The 19,426-nt window shown below is 69.1% G+C and carries 21 protein-coding genes and 1 tRNA gene; 9 read left to right on the top strand and 13 right to left on the bottom strand.

Going from position 1 to position 19,426, the window contains the following annotated elements; translation table 11 throughout:
• Positions 1 to 15: 15 nt before the first annotated feature.
• The gene (locus DVW87_RS01645) at positions 16 to 882 is read right to left on the bottom strand and encodes a hypothetical protein (RefSeq protein ID WP_114686031.1); all 867 of its coding nucleotides are present in this window, start codon (positions 880 to 882) and stop codon (positions 16 to 18) included.
• A 71-nt stretch (positions 883 to 953) separates the two neighbouring features.
• On the opposite strand from DVW87_RS01645, the gene DVW87_RS01650 reads away from it, so the two are divergent.
• The 7 genes from DVW87_RS01650 to DVW87_RS01680 all read left to right on the top strand — a co-directional run bounded on the left by DVW87_RS01650 (position 954) and on the right by DVW87_RS01680 (position 6,372).
• Complete coding sequence (locus tag DVW87_RS01650; protein ID WP_114686032.1) at positions 954 to 1,994, top strand: COX15/CtaA family protein; 1,041 nt, start codon at positions 954 to 956, stop codon at positions 1,992 to 1,994.
• 83 nt (positions 1,995 to 2,077) lie between these two features.
• On the top strand, positions 2,078 to 2,752 hold the full coding sequence (locus DVW87_RS01655; protein WP_181814677.1) for a hypothetical protein: 675 nt from the start codon (positions 2,078 to 2,080) through the stop codon (positions 2,750 to 2,752).
• 119 nt (positions 2,753 to 2,871) lie between these two features.
• On the top strand, positions 2,872 to 3,351 hold the full coding sequence (rplM, locus tag DVW87_RS01660) for a 50S ribosomal protein L13 (protein ID WP_114686034.1): 480 nt from the start codon (positions 2,872 to 2,874) through the stop codon (positions 3,349 to 3,351).
• On the top strand, positions 3,351 to 3,899 hold the full coding sequence (rpsI, locus tag DVW87_RS01665) for a 30S ribosomal protein S9 (protein ID WP_114686035.1): 549 nt from the start codon (positions 3,351 to 3,353) through the stop codon (positions 3,897 to 3,899). Before rplM ends, rpsI begins: the two co-directional genes overlap by 1 nt.
• Positions 3,900 to 4,127: 228 nt before the next feature.
• Positions 4,128 to 4,859, top strand: a complete 732-nt coding sequence (locus tag DVW87_RS01670; RefSeq protein WP_114686036.1) for a peptidylprolyl isomerase — start codon at positions 4,128 to 4,130, stop codon at positions 4,857 to 4,859.
• 4 nt (positions 4,860 to 4,863) lie between these two features.
• Positions 4,864 to 5,889 (top strand): tRNA preQ1(34) S-adenosylmethionine ribosyltransferase-isomerase QueA, encoded by a 1,026-nt coding sequence (queA, locus tag DVW87_RS01675; RefSeq protein ID WP_114686037.1) that lies wholly within the window; start codon positions 4,864 to 4,866, stop codon positions 5,887 to 5,889.
• Positions 5,890 to 5,898: 9 nt separating this feature from the next.
• Positions 5,899 to 6,372 carry an EF-hand domain-containing protein gene (locus DVW87_RS01680; RefSeq protein WP_114686038.1) on the top strand — a complete coding sequence of 158 codons (474 nt, stop codon included), beginning with the start codon at positions 5,899 to 5,901 and terminating at the stop codon, positions 6,370 to 6,372.
• 23 nt (positions 6,373 to 6,395) lie between these two features.
• Here the strand turns inward: DVW87_RS01680 and DVW87_RS01685 are convergent, their stop codons facing one another.
• The 8 genes from DVW87_RS01685 to DVW87_RS01720 form a co-directional block, all read right to left on the bottom strand.
• Positions 6,396 to 9,020 carry a valine--tRNA ligase gene (locus DVW87_RS01685; RefSeq protein ID WP_114686039.1) on the bottom strand — a complete coding sequence of 875 codons (2,625 nt, stop codon included), beginning with the start codon at positions 9,018 to 9,020 and terminating at the stop codon, positions 6,396 to 6,398.
• Positions 9,021 to 9,101: 81 nt separating this feature from the next.
• Positions 9,102 to 9,683 carry a hypothetical protein gene (locus tag DVW87_RS01690; RefSeq protein ID WP_147276178.1) on the bottom strand — a complete coding sequence of 194 codons (582 nt, stop codon included), beginning with the start codon at positions 9,681 to 9,683 and terminating at the stop codon, positions 9,102 to 9,104.
• A gap of 108 nt (positions 9,684 to 9,791) precedes the next feature.
• Complete coding sequence (locus DVW87_RS01695; protein ID WP_114686041.1) at positions 9,792 to 11,402, bottom strand: histidine kinase famiy protein; 1,611 nt, start codon at positions 11,400 to 11,402, stop codon at positions 9,792 to 9,794.
• A 35-nt stretch (positions 11,403 to 11,437) separates the two neighbouring features.
• On the bottom strand, positions 11,438 to 11,938 hold the full coding sequence (locus tag DVW87_RS01700; protein ID WP_181814678.1) for a DUF2497 domain-containing protein: 501 nt from the start codon (positions 11,936 to 11,938) through the stop codon (positions 11,438 to 11,440).
• A gap of 24 nt (positions 11,939 to 11,962) precedes the next feature.
• Positions 11,963 to 13,561: a TolC family outer membrane protein gene (locus DVW87_RS01705; protein WP_181814679.1), complete on the bottom strand. Its 1,599-nt coding sequence runs from the start codon at positions 13,559 to 13,561 to the stop codon at positions 11,963 to 11,965.
• A gap of 26 nt (positions 13,562 to 13,587) precedes the next feature.
• Positions 13,588 to 14,256 (bottom strand): protein-L-isoaspartate O-methyltransferase family protein, encoded by a 669-nt coding sequence (locus DVW87_RS01710; protein WP_114686042.1) that lies wholly within the window; start codon positions 14,254 to 14,256, stop codon positions 13,588 to 13,590.
• A 160-nt stretch (positions 14,257 to 14,416) separates the two neighbouring features.
• Positions 14,417 to 14,490, bottom strand: a tRNA-Cys gene (locus DVW87_RS01715).
• 45 nt (positions 14,491 to 14,535) lie between these two features.
• Positions 14,536 to 14,958 carry a (deoxy)nucleoside triphosphate pyrophosphohydrolase gene (locus DVW87_RS01720; protein WP_114686043.1) on the bottom strand — a complete coding sequence of 141 codons (423 nt, stop codon included), beginning with the start codon at positions 14,956 to 14,958 and terminating at the stop codon, positions 14,536 to 14,538.
• Positions 14,959 to 15,026: 68 nt separating this feature from the next.
• On the opposite strand from DVW87_RS01720, the gene DVW87_RS01725 reads away from it, so the two are divergent.
• Positions 15,027 to 15,200: a Flp family type IVb pilin gene (locus DVW87_RS01725; protein WP_239017712.1), complete on the top strand. Its 174-nt coding sequence runs from the start codon at positions 15,027 to 15,029 to the stop codon at positions 15,198 to 15,200.
• Between the two features lie 140 nt (positions 15,201 to 15,340).
• Positions 15,341 to 15,520: a Flp family type IVb pilin gene (locus DVW87_RS01730; protein WP_114686045.1), complete on the top strand. Its 180-nt coding sequence runs from the start codon at positions 15,341 to 15,343 to the stop codon at positions 15,518 to 15,520.
• A gap of 72 nt (positions 15,521 to 15,592) precedes the next feature.
• Here DVW87_RS01730 and DVW87_RS01735 read toward each other — a convergent pair whose 3' ends face one another.
• From DVW87_RS01735 to DVW87_RS17945, 4 genes are read right to left on the bottom strand one after another with little or no spacing between them, the layout of a single operon-like run.
• Positions 15,593 to 16,543 carry an acetyl-CoA carboxylase carboxyltransferase subunit alpha gene (locus DVW87_RS01735; RefSeq protein ID WP_420822311.1) on the bottom strand — a complete coding sequence of 317 codons (951 nt, stop codon included), beginning with the start codon at positions 16,541 to 16,543 and terminating at the stop codon, positions 15,593 to 15,595.
• Between the two features lie 10 nt (positions 16,544 to 16,553).
• Positions 16,554 to 17,483 carry a tyrosine recombinase gene (locus DVW87_RS01740; protein ID WP_114686046.1) on the bottom strand — a complete coding sequence of 310 codons (930 nt, stop codon included), beginning with the start codon at positions 17,481 to 17,483 and terminating at the stop codon, positions 16,554 to 16,556.
• A complete protein-coding gene (locus DVW87_RS01745) occupies positions 17,480 to 19,270 on the bottom strand; it encodes a hypothetical protein (RefSeq protein ID WP_114686047.1) in 1,791 nt (596 codons plus the stop codon). The genes DVW87_RS01740 and DVW87_RS01745 overlap by 4 nt, the downstream gene beginning before the upstream one ends.
• On the bottom strand, positions 19,251 to 19,388 hold the full coding sequence (locus tag DVW87_RS17945; protein ID WP_181814680.1) for a hypothetical protein: 138 nt from the start codon (positions 19,386 to 19,388) through the stop codon (positions 19,251 to 19,253). Before DVW87_RS17945 ends, DVW87_RS01745 begins: the two co-directional genes overlap by 20 nt.
• Positions 19,389 to 19,426 lie beyond the last annotated feature (38 nt).

Here is a 19,426-nt window from a genome sequence, read left to right on the forward strand (position 1 = left end):
TACAATATCACATTCTCAGTTGTGCTGCATTTTGGCGCGCTGCGCTCGAATGCGGGCGATGTCATCGGCATGTTCGGGCCTGGCGCAGAACGCCGCGTCGAAGCTGTTGAGCGAACCCTCCCGGCTTATGCAAAGAAACGCCACCTGTTGCGGGGGCACGGCGTCGAGCGGTTCGGGCGAGCGGTCCCGGCGGGCGATCGGGCCGGCCAGCCGCTCGAGATAGGCCGTCCAGTTTCCCCGCGCCGCCACCGAATATTGGCGCAAGGTCACCATTCGCAACGACTCGGCGGCGCCGAACCGCCCTGCCTCCCGCAAGGCGTTAACGGCACGCGCGTCCATCCACACCTCCCTCTCGCTGGCGGGGAGGGCGGCCACACGGCGCGCAAACTCCGCATTGTACCGCACCGCCCGCTCCCTCGCCCGCGCGGCCGTGTCGGTCGCACGCAGGTCATCCTTGCCCTCCCACGATGCCGTGAGCAGCAGGCCAAGCGACTCCTTCGCGGAACGACCGAGCCTGGCCGCCAGCCACGCGGCGCGATAATAAGCGGTGTCCTCGACCACGAGGCGCCGATATTCCTCCGACCGGAGCAGTTCGGGCAGCTGCGCGATTTCTTCTGCGCTGAACTTGTCGAACACCACCAGCTTGTTGCCCGGGCATTCGGGCACCGGGAAAGGCATCGGCAGGTAGCTGTACGGCCTTCCGTCCGGCCGCTCGCCATAGGTGCTCCAGGCGCCTGGCTGCCACGCGCTGAACGACTCGCCGCCCACCGGGCAGGTCATCGGCGCGGGCCCGCCATGAAGCGGCGGAAGCGGCTGGGGCTGCGCTTCCTGGCCAGGTACGGGTGCCGCGGCCTGGATCAGCATGGCCAACAGGAACGTCATCGCGCCTTCCCTCCCCTTCTTCCGGCAAGCCGTGCTTGGCGCTGCCGCGGAGGAGGAGTAACGCCCCATGCATGCTTCAGGAAAGGATTCTCGTGCCCGCCACTGCCCGCCCGCGCTCGGTTGCGCGCTGGCTGCTGGTGGTCGCCGGCATGATCGTGGCCATCGTGGTGGTCGGCGGCATCACCCGGCTCACCAACTCCGGGCTTTCCATCACCGAATGGAAGCCGCTGACCGGCATCGTGCCCCCGCTGACCGAAGCGCAGTGGCAGGCCGAATTCGGGAACTATCAGCGGATTCCGGAATATCAGCAGCTCAACCGCGGCATGACGCTGGCCGGGTTCAAGGCGATCTTCTTCTGGGAATATCTCCACCGTGCGCTTGCCCGCACGATCGGCGCCGCGTTCGCGCTGCCGCTGATCTGGTTCTCGATACGCCGAGCGATCCCGCGCGGTTATGGCTGGCGGCTGGTCGCGCTGCTCGCGCTGGGCGGATTGCAGGGCGCGATCGGCTGGTGGATGGTGAAGTCAGGCCTCGCCGTTCGCACCGACGTCAGCCATATCCGCCTTGCCGTGCACCTGATGACCGCCTTGGTCACGCTGGCCGGCATCGTGTGGACCGCCCTGGATCTGCTGGCGCTCGCGCGCGATCCGACGGCCGGGCCGGCACGGCTGCGCCCGGTTGCCGCCATTGCCCTGCTGATGCTGGCGGTGCAGCTCGTGCTCGGCGCGTTCACCGCGGGGCTGGACGCGGGCTATGCCTTTTCGAGCTGGCCGCTGATGGGCGATGCGCTGTTCCCCGCCGGTGTTCCGATGCTCAGCCCGGGCTGGCTCAATGCGGTGGACAACCCGATAGTCGTGCAGTTTCTTCACCGCTGGTGGGCGTTTCCCTCGGCCGTGGCGCTGATCGTCCTCGGCATTCGTGCAATGAAGGCCGGCGCCCGGCAGGCCGGCATGGCGGTGCATGGGCTGGTGACCTTGCAGATCCTGCTCGGCATCGCCACCCTGCTCACCGGCGTGCAGATCGCCGTTGCGGTGGCGCATCAGGCGAACGCGGCGCTGTTGCTGATCGCCGCCGTCGCCAGCGCGCATGCGATCGGCCGCCAGCGCGCATGATCGCGCAGGCAGCGCCGCCCGCCGCGATCAACGCACCGGCCCCACTGCCCGGGCGACGCTTCGCCCCGCCGACCGGACGCGTCTTGCGCCTCCGGACCACACAGGATCGGCAGATCGGGCCCGCGCATCTGCGCTTCGTTGCCGAACGCCGGCTGGTGTTCCGGCCGGATGGCGCCCGCTTCGTTGCCGAACTCACGCTGGACCGCGTCGCCGCGGAGCCCGAGGGGAAGACGGCGGAGCGGTATCGCGTCAGCCAGGCGGGTCTGCTCGGTCGCACGCTGCGCTTTCGTCTCGACGCGAGCGGCCATGTGCTCTCGCTCGACGATCTGGCCGGCCATTGGGAAGCGCAGGCCGCCGGTCTGGACGGAACGGGCACGAATCCGCTCCGGGCCTTTCCGCCGGAGCGGCAACTCACCGCCCTGGCCTCCCTCCTCCTGCCCGCCATTGCGCCCGATCTGCCGGCGGCAACCGGCACCAGCCCGGTCAAGGTGCCGCTCGCAGGAGCGCCGCTCCCGGTGGACGGGACGGAGACGTTCGTGCGCACGCCGGAGGCGCTCGCGGTCACGACCCAGGCGGCCGGTTCGATCTCCACCCCGCTGGGCAACGGCAGCGGCAGCGTGTCGCGCGAACGGCTGTTCGATCCCGCAACCGGCCTTCTCCGCCACAGCGAGGAGACGACGCGCATGGCGGTGAACGGCGCCACGGGCACCGCGCTCGAGACGGTCACGACTACCCGGAACGAGCTTACGGTATCATGATACCCGTCAGGAAAGTGGCGGAAAGCTTGACTTTGCAGGCCCGCTGCCGCAATGCACCCCCGTTCGCGCCGCCCCTCGTCCGGGCGGCGCGCGTCGTTTAACGAAGAGGTCCAAGGCCCATGAAGGCGCTGATGAAGACCACCAAGTCGGCCAAGCCGCATGAGGTGGAGAAGAAGTGGCACATCGTCGATGCGGAGGGCCTGGTGGTCGGCCGCGCTGCGACGATCATCGCCAACGTGCTGCGCGGCAAGCACAAGACGTCGTTCACCCCGCACGTCGACTGCGGTGACAACGTGATCGTCATCAATGCCGAGAAGGTTCGCTTCACCGGCAACAAGACCGCGCAGAAGGTCTATTACAAGCACACCGGCTATGCCGGCGGTATCAAGGGCGTCACCGCCGAGAAGGTGCTGGAAGGCCGCTTTCCGGAGCGCGTCCTCGAAAAGGCCGTGGAGCGCATGATCCCGCGTGGCCCGCTGGGCCGTCAGCAGATGCGCAACCTGCGCATCTTCGCCGGCTCGGAGCATCCGCACGCCGCGCAGAATCCCGAAGTGCTCGACATCGCGAGCATGAACCGCAAGAACAAGGTGGGCGCATAATGTCCGACAACCGCCAGTCCCTTTCTGATCTCGGCGCCGCGCTCGAGCAGCAGCGCGAAGCGGCCGTCGCCCAGTCCGATGCCTCGGCCGACGCCTACCTTTCCGGTCAGGTCGACGAGCCGGTGCAGCGCGCCCCGCTGCGCGAGCAGGAGCTCGACGCCTATGGCCGCGCCTATGCCACCGGCCGCCGCAAGGATGCGGTTGCCCGTGTGTGGCTGAAGCCCGGCACCGGCAAGATCACGGTCAACGGCCGTGACCAGGAAGTGTATTTCGCCCGCCCCACGCTGCGCCTCGTCATCAACCAGGTGTTCGGCATCACCAGCCGCGAGGGCCAGTATGACGTGATCGCCACCGTGAAGGGCGGCGGGCTCTCCGGCCAAGCCGGTGCGGTGAAGCACGGCATCAGCCAGGCGCTGACCAAGTACGAGCCCGCGCTGCGTGCGCCGGTGAAGGCCGCCGGCTTCCTCACCCGCGACAGCCGCGCGGTGGAGCGCAAGAAGTACGGCCGCGCCAAGGCCCGTCGTTCGTTCCAGTTCTCCAAGCGCTAAGCGGGCGGACGTGGATTGCCTGCGGCAATCCACGATCTCGCCACGGCGGGCAGCAGCACCGGCGCAGCCGGCGATGTCTGACGGCGTGGCGCTCCAGGCCTATGACAAAGGGCGGTCCCGCACCAGCGAGGCCGCCCTTTTCACGTTCAGTTTGTCGCAAGCCCGCATCTGCCCTAATAGCGCCTTGCTTTCCCGCCACTGCGGGTGCCTGCTGATCCGAGGAAACGAATGCGTCTGATTGCCAGTCTGGTCGCGATGACCCTTGCCACGCTGACCGCCCCTGCCGGCGCGCAGGTCATCAACGAGCAGATGAACGGTCGCGCCGCCGCGCCGTCGCAGACCGATCCCGAGAACCTCGTCTATCTCGACCTGTCCGACGGCGGGCGCGTCACCATCTGGCTGCGCCCCGATGTTGCACCCAAGATGGTCACCCAGTTCAAGACGCTTGTCCGTCAGCGTTTCTATGACGGCCTGGCCTTTCACCGCGTGATCGAAGGCTTCATGGCACAGGGCGGCGATCCCAAGGGCGACGGCACCGGCGGCTCCACGCTTCCCAACGTCCCTGCCGAGTACAACTACCTGCCGCATGTCCGCGGCGCGGTGGCGGCGGCTCGTCCGAGCGCCGGCGAGGGCGCGAGCCAGGAGCAGATCGACGCGGCGAAGAACGGGGCCAACAGCCAGTTCTTCATCATGCTCATGCCGAACCTGACCCTGGACAAGAAGTACACGATCTTCGGCCGGGTGATAGGCGGCATGCCCTATGTCGATCAGATCGAACGCGGCGAACCGCCGGCGAACCCGACCAAGATCGTCCACGCCTATGTGGCGGCCGACAATCCTCCCGCTTACGCCCCGCCGCCGCCGGCTGCCGCCCCGCTGACCGAGTTGCCGCCCAGCAAGCCGGCTACCCAGCGTGGCGTCGCCAAGCCGCTGCTCAAGAAGGCCCCGGCGAAGAAGTAAGCGCTTGCAGGTCGATCTGTTCGATTTCGTGCTGCCGGCGGAGCGCATCGCGCTTCGCCCGGCGGTGCCGCGCGATGCCGCGCGCCTGCTTGTTCTCGACGGCACCGGCACGCGCGACCTGCACGTGTCCGATCTGCCGCGGCAGCTCCGCGCCGGCGATTGCCTGGTGTTCAACGATACGCGAGTGATCCCTGCGCAGCTCGAAGGCCGGCGCGGCGAGGCGCGGATCGGCGCCACCCTGCACAAGCGCGAAGGCCCGCGTCGCTGGCGTGCCTTTGTCCGCAACGCCAAGCGCGTGCGCGAGGGCGACGAGATCGCGTTCGGTGCCGGCGTTTCGGCGATCGCATCCGACCGGCAGGAGGATGGCAGCATCGCGCTGGATTTCGCTGGCGACGAACCGGTCGAACTGCTGCTGCAACGAGCCGGCACCATGCCCCTGCCGCCGTATATCGCCGGCAAGCGCGCGCCCGACGCGCAGGACCGCGACGACTACCAGACGATGTTCGCCCGGGAGGAGGGCGCCGTTGCCGCCCCCACCGCGGCGCTTCATTTCACGCCGGCGCTGCTGGAGGCACTGATCGAGGCCGGCATCGGCCACGAAACGCTCACCCTGCATGTCGGCGCCGGCACCTTCCTGCCGGTCAAGGCAGACGACACGGCGGACCACCGCATGCACGCCGAATGGGGCCGCATCGACGCTGCCACCGCCGAGCGGCTCAACGCCGTGCGCGCCCGCGGCGGCCGCATCGTCGCCGTGGGCACCACCAGCCTGCGACTTCTCGAAAGCGCCGCCACGCCGGACCGCCTCATCGCCCCGTTCGAAGGCGACACCGCCATCTTCATCACGCCGGGCTACACCTTCCGCGGTGTGGACGGCCTAATGACCAATTTCCACCTCCCGCGCTCGACCCTGTTCATGCTGGTCTCGGCGCTGATGGGGCTGGAGCGGATGCAGGCGGCGTACGCCCATGCGATCGCGAAGGAGTACCGGTTCTACAGTTATGGTGACGCATCGCTGCTGCTGCCCTAGGCTGGCGCGATGATCCTGCTTTCCCTCCTTCTCGCCGCGCAGCAAAGCCCGCACTCGCCCTCTGCACAGCCGGGCCAGCAGCCGCCGGCCACGATCATCGTCGAACCGGTCGCCATGTTCCTGGCCGCATGCGATGCCGATAGCGATGGCCGCACCACCCGCGCCGAAGCGACCGCGTGCGTCGCGCGGACCTTCGCCGGTGCGGATGCGAGCAAGCGCGGGTCGTTGGGCTTTATTGATTTCGCGGATTGGGCGGAGCGTTGGCTGGGCAGCCGCAATGCCCTGCCCTCGCCGTTCTCGATCGACAGCGACCATGACGACCGCATCACCCTGGCAGAGCTTCAGGCGAACCTCGCCGAGACCTTTACCCGCTTCGACAAGGACAAGGATGGCGTGCTTAGTCGCGCCGAACTGCTGACCATCCAGACGGGGCTCCCGCCGATCGAGCGCGGCGGCAAGAAGCGGGGCGGCCGGGGCCGCTGATCCCGCTCCGGCCCTGCACGGGGTCAGCCGAGCCGGGCCAGGGCCGCCGACAGCCGCTCCGCTTCCGCCGACTTCTCGGCGTGATCCGCCCGCGCCTTTTCCACCGCCTCGGGCTTGGCACGTTCCACGAAGCTGGCGTTGCCGAGCCGACCTGCCAGCGCATCCCGCTCCTTCTCCGCCGCCGCGATCGCCTTGGCGAGGCGCGCGCGCTCGGCGGCAAGGTCGATGACGCCCTCCAGCGGCAACACGAACGTCGCCTCGTCCACCACCACCTGCACCGCGCCGCCTTCATCCGTCGCCGGCGCCGGATCGATCCGTGCCAGGCGCGCGATCACGGCCGCCTGACGTTCCAGTCGGGCGCGCGTCTCCGGCCTGGCGTCCCGCACCTGGTAGCCCAGCCGCGCACCCGGGGGCACGTTCAGTTCGGTGCGGCTGGAACGCACCTCGCTCACCAGGCGGATCAGCCAGTCGATCTCGCGGCTCGCTTCGGGGTCGAGGCTGCGGGCATCGGCGCTGGGCCAGGCCGCGACGATCAGGTCATGGTCGCGGGGGCTGAGGGCATGCCACAGCTCCTCGGTGATGAACGGCATGAACGGGTGGAGCAGGACGAGGATCTGGTCCAGCACCCAGCCGGCCACCGCCTTCGTCTCCTCGTCGATCGACCCCTTGATGAGCTCCAGATACCAGTCGCAGAAACGGCTCCAGACGAACTGGTAGATCGCGTTCGCCGCACCATCGAAGCGCAGGTCGGCGAGCGCCAGATCCACCGCCTGCACCGTCGCGATCGTTTCCGCGATGATCCATTTGTTCACCGCATGGGCGGCCTCCGGCGCATCGAGCGTCGCCGAGCCGCCGATGCCGTTGGCCTGGCAGAAGCGGCTGGCGTTCCATAGCTTGGTCGCGAAGTTGCGATAGCCCTCGACCCGCTTCTCATCCATCTTGATGTCGCGGCCCTGGCTTTCCATCGCCGCCATGAAGAAGCGCAGCGCGTCGGCGCCGTAGCGGTCGATCAGCCCCAGCGGATCGACCGTATTGCCCTTGGACTTGGACATCTTCGCGCCATCGGCCGCACGCACCAGTCCATGGAGGTACAGCGTCTTGAACGGCACTTCGTTCATGAACTGCATGCCCTGCATCATCATGCGGGCATCCCAGAAAAACAGGATGTCGAAGCCGGAGATCAGCACGTCGTTGGGGTAGCGCCCGCCGAGCGTCGGATCGGACTCGTCCGGCCATCCCAGGGTGGCGAACGGCCACAGCGCTGACGAGAACCACGTGTCGAGCACGTCGGGGTCCTGCTGCAATGCCACACCCTCGCCCGCCTGCGCCTGCGCCTCCGCCTCGGTCAGCGCGACATAGGTCTTGCCGTCGTCGCCGAACCAGGCCGGGATGCGATGGCCCCACCACAATTGCCGCGAGACGCACCAGGGCTGGATGTTCTCCATCCAGTTAAAGAAGGTCTTCTCCCAGCTCTTCGGCACGATCTTGATCGCGCCCGATCGCACCGCCTCAATCGGCCGCTGCGCCAGCGTGGCAGCATCGACATACCATTGATCGGTGAGCCACGGCTCGATCACCACGCCCGAGCGGTCGCCATAGGGCGTCTGGATCACGCGATCCTCGACGCGGACGAGGACGCCGTCCTCTTCCAGCATCTGCACGACCCGCTGCCGCGCCTCGAACCGGTCGAGCCCGATCAGGTCGGCCGGGACCAGCCCGTCCGCCGTCTGGCAGATCGCCGCTGCGCCATCGAGCATGTTGAGCATGTCGCGCGCCTCGATCCCGGCACGGCGGCCGACTTCGAAGTCATTGAAGTCATGCCCCGGCGTGATCTTCACCGCGCCCGAGCCGAGCTCCGGATCGGCATGCTCGTCCGCCACGATGCGGATCAGGCGACCGGTGATCGGCAGCCGGATCTCCTTGCCGATCAGCGCCTGGTAGCGTGCGTCCGCCGGGTTCACCGCCACCGCCATGTCGGCCAGCATCGTCTCGGGCCGGGTGGTCGCCACCTCGATCGTGCCGGATCCGTCGGCCAGCGGATAGCGCAGGTGCCAGAACTTGCCGTTCACCTCGCGCGTCTCGACCTCCAGGTCGCTGATCGCCGTGCCCAGGCCCGGGTCCCAGTTCACCAGCCGCTTGTCGCGGTACAGCAGGCCTTGCGCGTGGAGGTCCACGAACACTTTCAGCACGGCGCGGCTGAAGCCCTCGTCCATGGTGAAGCGCTCGTTCGCCCAGTCCATCGAGCAGCCGAGCCGGCGCAGCTGCTGCGTGATCTGCCCGCCGCTCTCCGCCTTCCACTCCCACACCTTGGCAACGAACTCGTCGCGGGTGAAGTCGGTGCGCTTCTGCTGGCGCTGCGCCATCTGCCGCTCCACCACCATCTGCGTGGCGATGCCGGCATGGTCGGTGCCGACGACCCACAGCGCGTCCTTGCCCTTCAACCGGGCATGGCGGACGAGAATGTCCTGCAGCGTGTTGTCCAGCGCGTGGCCGATATGCAGCGAGCCGGTGACGTTGGGCGGCGGGTTGACGATCGTCCAGGGCTCGGCGCCCGGCCGGTCGGGGCGGAACTGCCCGGTCTCTTCCCAATGCGTGTACCAGCGGGTTTCGATCGCGGCGGGGTCGAAGGTCTTGGGCAGCTCGGTCATGGGGCACGGCTTTACCGGGCGGGCCACAAAAGAAAAGGGCGGCCCCGCAAGGCCGCCCTCCCCTTGTTCCTATGCTGCCGATCAGATCGTCCTGGGATCGAACGGCTTCTTTGCCGCCACCGGCGCGGCCACCGGCGTCACCTTCGCCGGGGCGGAGGTTCCCGGTGCGGCCGCAGGCGTCGGCGCCCGGTCTGTCGCGCGGCAGCCGGCGGACTGCTGCCTGATCACCTGTGGCTGCGGCTGGCCGGCGGTGTAGCTGGTGCGCACCGTGCGCGTGCAACCATCGGCGCCCGTGGTGGAGACAAAGGAATAGCTGACGGTCCCGGCCGGCAGTTGCCGGAGCGAAACCCGGCTTGCGCCCGCGGCCGGCGCCTGCGCGGCCATCGCCGCAACCTGGCGCAGCATGGCATCACGACGCGCGTTCATCTCCGCCACCATCCGGTCGAATGTCGCAAAGCCCGGATCCACCAGCGCGACCGACACGGCGACCCGCTCCACCGGCACGATCCTGATCTTTGGCGGCACGTCGCCGACATAGCGCACCGTGGCGACCTGTCCGTTGCCGAGCGGGATCTCCGCCGTGTGGACGCCGGCCTTGTCCGCCGCCAGTGCGCCGCCCGCGAGCGACACCATCGCGCCGCCGCCCAGGATCAGCTTGGTCATCAGATGCATGACATTTCCTCCGCATTCTCTGTTGAAGGCGGACGAAAAGCTAGAAAGCGGCAGCTGAACGGCAGATGAAATCTGCCGACGTGTCCCCGGCTCCGCCGTTCAGGTCCGCGCGCCGGGACGATCCAGCACCGCGCGGATCTTCGCGTCGAGTTCCGCCCGGCGCCACGGCTTGCGGATCAGCTCGAACGAGTTGCTGCCCTCGTCCAGATTGTCGTCGGCGAAACCGGTGGTCAGCAGCACGCGCGTATGCGGATAATCGCGCCGGACCCTCTGCGCGAGCGCCACGCCGGTCATTCCGCCGGGCATGATGATGTCGGTGAACAGCAGGTGGAAATTCTGGTCGGCGGCGAGCACGTCCAGCGCCGCCCGCGCGCTGCTGGCATGCACCACGTCATATCCCAGATCGCCCAGGATGGCGGCGCCGAGGGCCGCAACGTCCGGCTGGTCCTCGACCATCAGCACGCGTTCCTGTCCGCCCGGATTGCTGTGCGCAGCTTGCGGTGCCTTGCGCTCCAGCGCGCCGGTGGCGCGAGGGAAGTACAGGCGGAAACAGGCGCCGCCCAGGGCCTCGCTGTGCCCCACCGTGGCCATGCCGTTCGACTGGCGCAGGAAGCCGTAGACCATGGCGAGGCCCAGGCCCGTGCCCTTCCCCACCTCCTTGGTGGAGAAGAACGGGTCGAAGATGCGCTCGGCGATGTCGGCCGGCACGCCGGGGCCATTGTCCTCGATGTCCACGCGGACATACTCGCCATCGGCGAGCTTGCCCTGCGCCTGGTCATCGTGCGGCACCACCACGTTGCTCGCGGTCACCCGGATTTCGCCGGCGGCATTCGTGGCGTCGCGCGCATTGGCGAGGATGTTGAGCAGCGCCATTTCCGCCTGCACCGGATCGACGCGGCAGTTCCACAGCTCCTCCGCCAGGTCGACCCGCAACGTCACGCTGTCGCCCACCGTGCGGTCGATCACCGGCCGGAAATCGCGCACCAGCGAGCTGAAGTTCATCAGCCGGTCGCGGAGTTCCTGCTTGCGGGCAAAGGCGAGCAGTTGCTGCGTCAGCTGTGCGGCCCGGTCGGCGGAGGTGGCGATCGCCTCTACCGCGCGCCGCGCCGGCCGGTCCGCCGCGTCCACCGGCGCATCGAGGATGTCGACATAGCCCAGGATGACCTGAAGCAGATTGTTGAAGTCGTGCGCGATGCCGCCGGTCAGCTTGCCCACCGCCTCCATCTTCTGCGCCTCGTGCAGCGCGTTTTCGGCCTCTCGCCGCCGCGAAATATCCAGCTGGCTGGCGAAGAAGAACAGGAGTTCGCCAGCCTCGTTGTAGACGGGCGAGATGAACAGCGCGTTCCAGAAGGTCGATCCGTTCTTGCGATAGTTCAGGATCTCCACGGCGATCTCTTCGCGCGCCGCGATCGCCTTGCGGATCTCCGCCACCACCGTGCGATCGGTTTCCGGACCCTGCAGAAAGCGGCAATTGGCGCCGAGGATCTCCTCTTCGGAATAGCCGGTCGTATAGACGAAGGCTTCGTTGCAGAAGATGATCGGATTGTCCGGCTGGTGCGGATCGGTGACGATCATCGGCATCCGCGTGGTCTTCACCGCCGCGAAGAAGATGTCGGAGCGTGCCTGATGAGGCGGTCGCCCATCTGCGATGGGCGGCGCACGCGACTCATCGTGCTGTTCCGTGATGCCCTGACGGTCTTCCAAATCCATGTTCCGCTAACCCCGGTCGGTCCGGGCCGGTTCCGTCAGCGGGCTGCGCCGGTGATGCGCGCAATTTCCTTGGCAACCATCGACTCGACCATCGCAGGCAGGTTCGCGTCCAGCCACTCGCGCAGCATGGGACGCAGCATCTCGCGCACCATGCCCTCCAGGGTATCGGTGCCGGAGACCTCCGGCTTCACCACAAGGCGCGACAGCGCGGTCAGCGGGCTGCGCGCCGCTTCCTCTGCCTCGCGGGAGACGATCGGCTCGCCGGACACCGGTTCGGGCGCGCGGGCAGCGCGCGGCGGCGCGGACGCAAGGGGCGCCGGCGCGGGCGGCGCGGCAGGCTCGGGAGCAGGCGCCGGCTCGCTCAGCTCCAGCACCTCTTCCTCGTCCTCCGGCTCGGCGACGGGCGGCGCAACGGGGCGAGCCGGCGCACGGCGCGGCGCGCGCGCGGAAACCGCGCCGTCGCCCTCCTCGGCGATGATGCGCTTGATCGAGGACAGGATATCTTCCATCGACGGCTCCGCGCTCACATCGCCCATTGCAGCTCCCCAGCGCACGCCCGGCTACCGGCGCGGCGCAGCGTCACCTGCGGGATTAGCCCCGCTCCTGTCAACGGCCCTGTTGGCGGCGCCGGGATTGGGCGCCCCGCGGATGGCGGCGCCGCGATCCACATTGCTGTTCAGGCTGGGATCCGTCGGCTGCACCACGGTGGCGGTCTGCGCCGGCGTCTCGCGGGTGCCGCTGGCAACCGCCTGCGGCTCCGGATCGCTTTCGAAGTCGTTGATGCGGTGGTGAACGCGATCATAGTTGGCGACCGGATCATAGAGCGCGAGGTCCGCCCCCTCCAGGTTCAGGTCGCGGGCCTGCGCGCGGCCCATCGACGCCAGCAGCGCGAAACCAGCGACATACGCATCGCGGCGCGCGGTGACGAGGTTCACCTGGCTGTTCAGCAGCTCCTGCTCGGCGTTCAGGATGTCCAGAATGGTGCGGTTGCCGACGCTGTTCTCCGCGCGGACGCCCTCCAGCGACAATTTGTTGGCGCTCACCGCCACTTCGGAGGAGGCGATCACCTCCTGCGAGGAACGCCACACGGCATAGGCGGAGCGCGTGGAGGCGATCACGCCGCGTTCGGCCTCCGTCACCTGTTCGATCGCCTGACTGCGCCGGGCCTGTGCCTGGCGCACCTGCGCTGCGGGGCGGCCGCCCTGGAACAGCGGGATCGTGAATTGCAGGCCGCCCTGCGCCGACAGGCTGTCCTGCCCTACCCGCACGCCGGTGCCGGAGCCCAGCGAGCCTAGATAATTGTTGTAGACGCCGCCCACCACCGCGCTCACCCGCGGCAGGCGCCCGGCCCTGGCCACGTCGATGTCGAAGGCGGTGGCGTCACGGGCCCGCTGCGCCGCCAGCAGCGCAGGATTGTTCTCCAGCGAGACATCCACCGCCTGGTCCGGCGATGCAGGCAGCGCGGGCAGCGCCGGCGGCTGCTCCAGCGTGCCCGGCGGGGTGCCGACCAGGCGCACATAGTTCTCGCGGCTGGAGATCAGGCGCGCCTCCGCCGATTGCAGCTGACTGCGGGCAAGGGCGAGGCGCGCATCGGACTGGGCGACGTCGGTGCGGGTGAGGTCACCCACCTGGAACCGATCCCGCGTGGCCTGCAGGTTCACTTCGAGGACACGGACGTTCTGCCGGTTCAGCCCGACAATGGCATCGTCGCGGATCACGTCCATATAAGCGCCGACCACGTCGGTGAAGAGGTCCGACTCCGTTCCGCGCAAGGTGAAGCGCCCGGCATCCACCCGCGTCTCGGCGGCACGAACCGAATTGCGCACCGCGCCGAAGGTCAGCAGCGGCACCGACACGCTGCCGCTGGAGTTGAGCAGCCGGTTGGGCGAGCTGAAGCTGTTGCTGTTGCCGTTGCTGGCGGACAGCACGTTCTCCGTATAGCCGCCGTCCACGCTCACCGCCGGCAGTCCGGCCGCGCGCGCGATGGGCACGTTCTCGTCCGTGGCGCGCTGCGCCGCGCGTTGCGCGGTCAGGGTCGGGTTGCCGTTATACGCCTTGACCAGCGCCTCGCGCAGCGTCTCGGCAGCGGCGGGCACGGCAAGCACCGGCGAGGCAGCCAGCCCGAACGCGGCACCGGCCAGAAGATAAGTCCGTCGCATCCTGCCCCGTGCTGTGTCTGGAAAGGTTAGAAGGTGAAGCTGCTCGGGCGTGAGAAGCCCGGCAAAGGGACGCATTCGACGTCGGCGAAGCCGTTCAGCGCGAAGCCGCCCTCGCTGCGCCGACCGGAGGCGAGACGGGTGACGCCGCGGTCGATCACGCCGCCCACTGCCCGCGCCCCGGGTGCGAGCTGGTCGACGATCGCGGCCGGCAGATGCTCAACGGAGCCGTCGATCACCAGCACGTCATACGGTGCATGGTCCGGCGCGCCCGCCTCCATCGGCCCCTGTACGACGACGACGTTGGTGTCGAACGCCAGCGCGCCCTTGGCGAAGCTGGCCAGTTCGGGATCGCTTTCCACCGCGGTGACATGCGCCACGAGGCGCGCCAGCACCGCCGCGGTGTAGCCGCCCGCCGCGCCGATCAGCAGCACCTTGTCGGCGGGCAGCAGATAGGCCTCGGTCAGCAGCCGGCCGGTGGCGATCGGGTTGTTCTGGAAGCGTCCGCGTCCCAGCGGCAGCGCGGAGTCGCGGTAAGCGAGCGGCCCCCGCTCGCCCGGGATGAACGCCTCGCGCGGAACCGCGTTTATCGCGGCCACCACGCGCGGGTCGTTGACGGCGTTGGGACGCAGCTGGCTGGCCACCATGGCCTGGCGCTGGGCCGCGAAACGGCCGGTGTCGATGGCGGTATCGGTCATGTTCTCACCCTGTCGCACAACTGTTATAGCTGCGCAATACACTATGTTGCTGATGCTTGTATCGCCGGCGCGCCCTTCCGCCAAGCAGGTGCGGGCGCAAATTCGAACAAGTTCGGGAGGAGGGCGAATCCCGGCGCGGCATGTAGGCGACGGCGGCGGATGGAGGCCCGACCGGGAATCGAACCCGGGTGCAAGGATTTGCAGTCCTCTGCGTCACCACTCCGCCATCGGGCCTCGACTGCGGGAAGGCGGCGCACTTGCGGCGTGCGTGCCGCCATGTCAACCGTGCGCGGCGTTTTTGCCGCTCCCGGCGATCAGCGCGTCGGCAAGCGGGCGGTCCGCCGGCGGCATCGCCAGTCCGGGCAGCTCGGCCGGCCGGCACCAGCGCAGGATCGATCCCGCAAGCGGCCGGGGCGTGCCGGTCCATCGCTCCACCCGGTAGAGCAGGAGGAGGAGGTGGCGCGGCCCCCTAGCCTCGCTGGCAAAGGCAAGCGGCACCGGCGCGTCGATCGTCACCTGCAACTCCTCGGCGATCTCGCGCGCCAGCGCAGCTTCCGGCGATTCGCCCGGTTCCACCTTGCCGCCCGGAAACTCCCACAGGCCGCCATGCTCCTTGTCCACGGGGCGGCGCTGGACCAGGCATCGCCCCTCCCCGTCCAGGATCGCGGCGGCGACGACCGGGAGAAGCAGGGTGTCAGCCATTCGTTAACGCTCCGGGCGTAAGGCCGGACCGCCTTTCGGAAGGGGTGCGACGTGTGAAGGTTCGGAGGGTGACTGAAAGGCTTGTTCGATGTCGCCGTGGCGGCACGGCGATCGAATACGGCCTGATCGCCGCGTTGGTCACCATCACCATGATCGCCACCTTTATCGAAGTCGCGCGCACGACCTCGGGCATGTGGAACAACACGCAGGCCAGGATCGAGGATGCGCGCCAGGGCCGCTGAACCGGACCGGTTGGCCGACGGCCCGAAAGGTTCCCGCGCCGCTTAAACCTTTCTCAACCTCACCCTCCTAGGAATCGCATCGCTGATCCGGTTCTCCGGCTCAGCCGGGTGACTGAAGTATCGTTTATCGGAGACCGGAAATGCAGACCATTCGCAAGTTCATCAAGAACAACAAGGGCGCGACCGCCATCGAGTACGGCCTGATCGCCGCGCTGATCGCCGTTGCCGCCATCGCCGCCATGCAGGGCCTGGGCAACCAGCTGAAGACCACCTTCGGCAACGTTTCGACGCGGCTGCAGAATTCGCCTGCCGGCGGCTGATAGCTCTCACGCTGATCAGGATCGGGGCGGCGGGACCTGGGTTCCGCCGCCCTTCTTGTACCTGCCGCCCGGTTAAAGCCGGCCGATGCCCAGAAACTTCTTGCGCCGCCCACGTCGCAGCGCTTCCGGAGTTTCGCCCGCCAGCTCTTCCAACGCCGTTTCGATCGCGGTGCCGAGGCTGCCGATCGCCGCGGCGGGGTCGCGATGCGCGCCGCCCAGCGGCTCGGCGACGATTCCGTCGATCACGCCCAGCCCGTGCAGATCCTGCGCGGTCACCTTCATCGCTTCCGCCGCCTCCGGGGCGCGTTCGGCGGTGCGCCACAGGATGGAGGCGCAGCCCTCGGGCGAGATGACGGAATAGACCGCGTGCTCGAACATCAGCACGCGATTGCCCGCAGCCAGGGCGATCGCGCCGCCGGAGCCGCCTTCACCGACAACGGCGGATATCAGCGGCACGCCCAGCGCCAGGCAGGTTTCCGTGGAGCGCGCAATCGCTTCGGCCTGACCGCGCTCCTCCGCCTGCACGCCGGGGAATGCGCCGGAGGTGTCCACGAGGGTGATTACCGGCAGGCCGAACCGATCGGCCAGTTCCATCAGCCGGATCGCCTTGCGATAGCCTTCGGGCTTGCCCATGCCGAAATTGTGGCGGAGCCGGGTAGCGGTGTCGTCGCCCTTTTCGTGCCCGATCACCATCACCCGCCGGCCGCGAAAGCGGGCAAAGCCGCCCAGGATCGCCTGGTCGTCGGCAAAGGCGCGGTCGCCGGCGAGCGGCATCCAGCTGTCAAACAGGCCGGCGACATAATCCTTGAAGTGCGGCCGCTCGGCATGGCGGGCGACCTGCGTCTTCTGCCACGGGGTCAGCCGCGCATAGGTGTCGCGCAGCAGCTTGTCGGATTTCGACTGAAGCTTGCGGATTTCCGCATCGATGTCGATCGTGCCGCCTTCGGCCGTTTCGCGCAGTTCGTCGATCCGCGCCTGAAGCTCGGCGATGGGTTTCTCGAAATCAAGGAAGCTGGCCACCATCGCGCGGCAGTTAGGGCGCTTGCACCGCGTCGTCAACGCGCCGCCGCTCCCGGTCGGCCAAAGGGTGCCGCGTGTTCACCAGTTCGACCAGCCGCGAACTGTCGACATGCGTGTAGATTTCAGTGGTGGCGATGTCGGCATGGCCGAGCATGGATTGCAGTGCGCGCAGATCGGCACCGCCCTCCAGCAGGTGCGTGGCGAAGGCATGGCGCAGCACGTGCGGACTGACGCGCTCGGGCGGAATGCCGGCTTCCGCCGCCAGCGCCTTGAGCAGCTGATAGAGCCGGATGCGCGACAGGTGCGCCTTGCCGGACGGGAAGAGCCAGGCGCGGTCGGCCGCGACATGGTTGCGCCACGCCGCCACCGCCGCCCTGGCGCGATCGGAGATCGGCACCAGCCGCTCGCGACCGCCCTTGCCGCGCAGGATCAGATAGGGGCGGTCGGGCGCAATCGCGTTGCGCGGGATCGCCACCAGTTCGCTGGCGCGCAGGCCGGATCCGTAAAGCAGCTCCACCAGCGCCGCCAGTCGCAGGTCGCGCGGGTCGAGCGGAACGCGCGCGAGCCGCTCGTCGATCGCCGTGAACAGGCGGTCCACGTCCTGGTGGCTCAGCGTCTTGGGCAGGCCGCGCGCCGCCCCCGGACGCGGCAGCGAGGTGCCGGGATCGTCGCTCCTGTGGTTCTCGTCCGCCAGAAACGCGAAAAAGCGGCGAAGAGCAGCCGATTTGCGGGCCACGGTGGCGCGCGACAGATCGCGCCAGTCATGGGCGAGCCGCTCCAGCGCAGGGGCGTCCGCGGCTGCCAGCCCGCCTTCCAGGAAGGAGGACGCCAGGGCGAGATCGCTGCGATAGGCCGCAAGGGTGTTTGCCGCCGCTCCGCTTTCGGCCGCCATCATCTCCAGGAAACGGTCGATCAGCGCCGCGTCTGGCGCCTGCCCGTTCACAGCTGCCCGATCGCCTCGGCCGCGATCATCCGTGCGAGGCCTTCCTGTCCGGTGGCGCGCAACGCGGCGGTGACATGGTACAGCGCTTCCGGCGGCACCCCGCCCCAGCTTTGCGTCTGCATGCCGATCGCCGCCAGCAGCAGCACGGTGGCCGGCTCGCCATCGAACGCGGCCGCATCGATCGCTCGTGTCCAGCCGTTGTCCGCGCCGATCCGCACGTCCAGCGATTGTGCCGCCGACTCCACGTCCTCGGCGCGCATCCGGCCGAGCCCGGCCAGCGCGGCAAAGAACATCTGCCGCCGGCGGCCGCCCGCGAACCCTTCCACGCTGGAGGACGTGACCGCCCCTTCCCGGTCCGGGTCGGAGAGCGCCAGCATGGCCCAGGCCGGACTGCCGGCCGCCACCGTCCCGCTCCACCGCGCCGCGCTGCGATCGAGGCCGGCGGTCAGCATGGCGGCGACCAGCCGGTCCGCATCCGCCCCGCTGGCGCCCACCGGCACCCGCGCCGCGGCCCGCGCGGTGAGCACCAGCCGGCCAAGCCGCCCGGCCGCGTCCTTGGGCTCGTCCCAGATCGCCTTCAGCGCGTCCAGCCGCTCGCTCGCGCCGGCAGCGGTGTAGGCGAGCCGCAACCGGTTCGCGAGCGCCTGCGCGGCGGCCGCATTGTCCTCGCCCTCGTCCATCGCGGCGTAAAGATCGACCAGCGCGGCGTTCGAGAACACGCCGCGCGCCGCCGCGTCCATCGCCGGCTCCGCCCGCTGCGCAGGCGTCAGCAAGGGGGACGTCGCGCGCCAGGCCCGCACCTGCGGCCCCACGCTGGCAAGCAGGTCGGGCGGGATCTCCACCCCCGTGGCCAGCGCCAGCCCGAAGCGCCAGATCGTCAGTTGCGGCACGCCGGCCCATTCGATGGTGATGACCTGCCGGCCGTTGGCGCCCGCGCCGGCGACCTTTTGCGCCAGTTGCAGGTTCACGCCGCGCGCCACCCGCTGGCGGCGGGCGGCGGCGAAGATCGCCCTGGCCTTTGCCCTTTCCCCGGTGATGCCCGCGCACATGCCCTGCGCCAGCGTCCATCCACGCTCCGGATCGCGCACCGCCGCAGCGTCGGCAATGGCGCACAGCGCGCCCGGATCGCCATTCGCCAGCGCCGACTGCATCGCCATCTGCATCAGCTTCGGGGTGTAGTTCTCGTCGTCCACCGCCTGCACCACGCTGCGCGCGGCGGGCGCTTCGCCCATGCGCAGCAGCAGCCAGGCACGCTCGGCGGCGAAGTCCGCGCCGTTCACGCGTCGCGGGGTGCGCAGGGGCGCCAGCAGCATGCGGCGCAGGCCGATATGCAGCCAGCGGGAGGCGAGCGGCGTGTCGATGCGCCGCATCAGCCGCTCCAGCCGTCGTCCATCGGCGTTGCCGAAGGCGTCCGCCGGGAGGCCGCTGCCCTCCACCCCGACCAGCGCCAGCGATCGGCGCGCATAATCGGGCATGCGATACCGTGCGATGGCGGGCACCGTTGGCGTCGGGCTCGGGCTCGCGCTGGGCGAAGCAGAAGGCAGCGGCGTGGGCACGTCGCCCGGCAACGGCGCGACCGCAGGCGTCCCGCTGACGGTGGGTCGTGGCACCGGCGTCGCACGGGGCGCGATCGTCGGTCGCGCCACCGGTGGCGGCGGCGTCGTGACCGGATCGCCGAACCCGGGCGGCAGGATCGATTCGGGCCGTTCCTGCGCCAATGCCGGCAGGCCCGCGGCGATCACCGCCGCAAGCGCGCCCAGCCCGGCGCTAGCTCTGGAGATTCGCAAGCGGCACGACCTTTTCGACGCGCACCGGCGGCCGCTCCTTGGCGCTGCCCGCCAGCAGGAACAGCCCGCCGACGATCACGACCAGCACGGCAATGAGGATAACCACGAGGCGGGACATGACGGCGAACCCTTGCAAACCGATACGCGAGAAACGCG

This window comes from Sphingomonas aracearum, from assembly GCF_003345355.1.
Classification (GTDB): domain Bacteria; phylum Pseudomonadota; class Alphaproteobacteria; order Sphingomonadales; family Sphingomonadaceae; genus Sphingomonas; species Sphingomonas aracearum.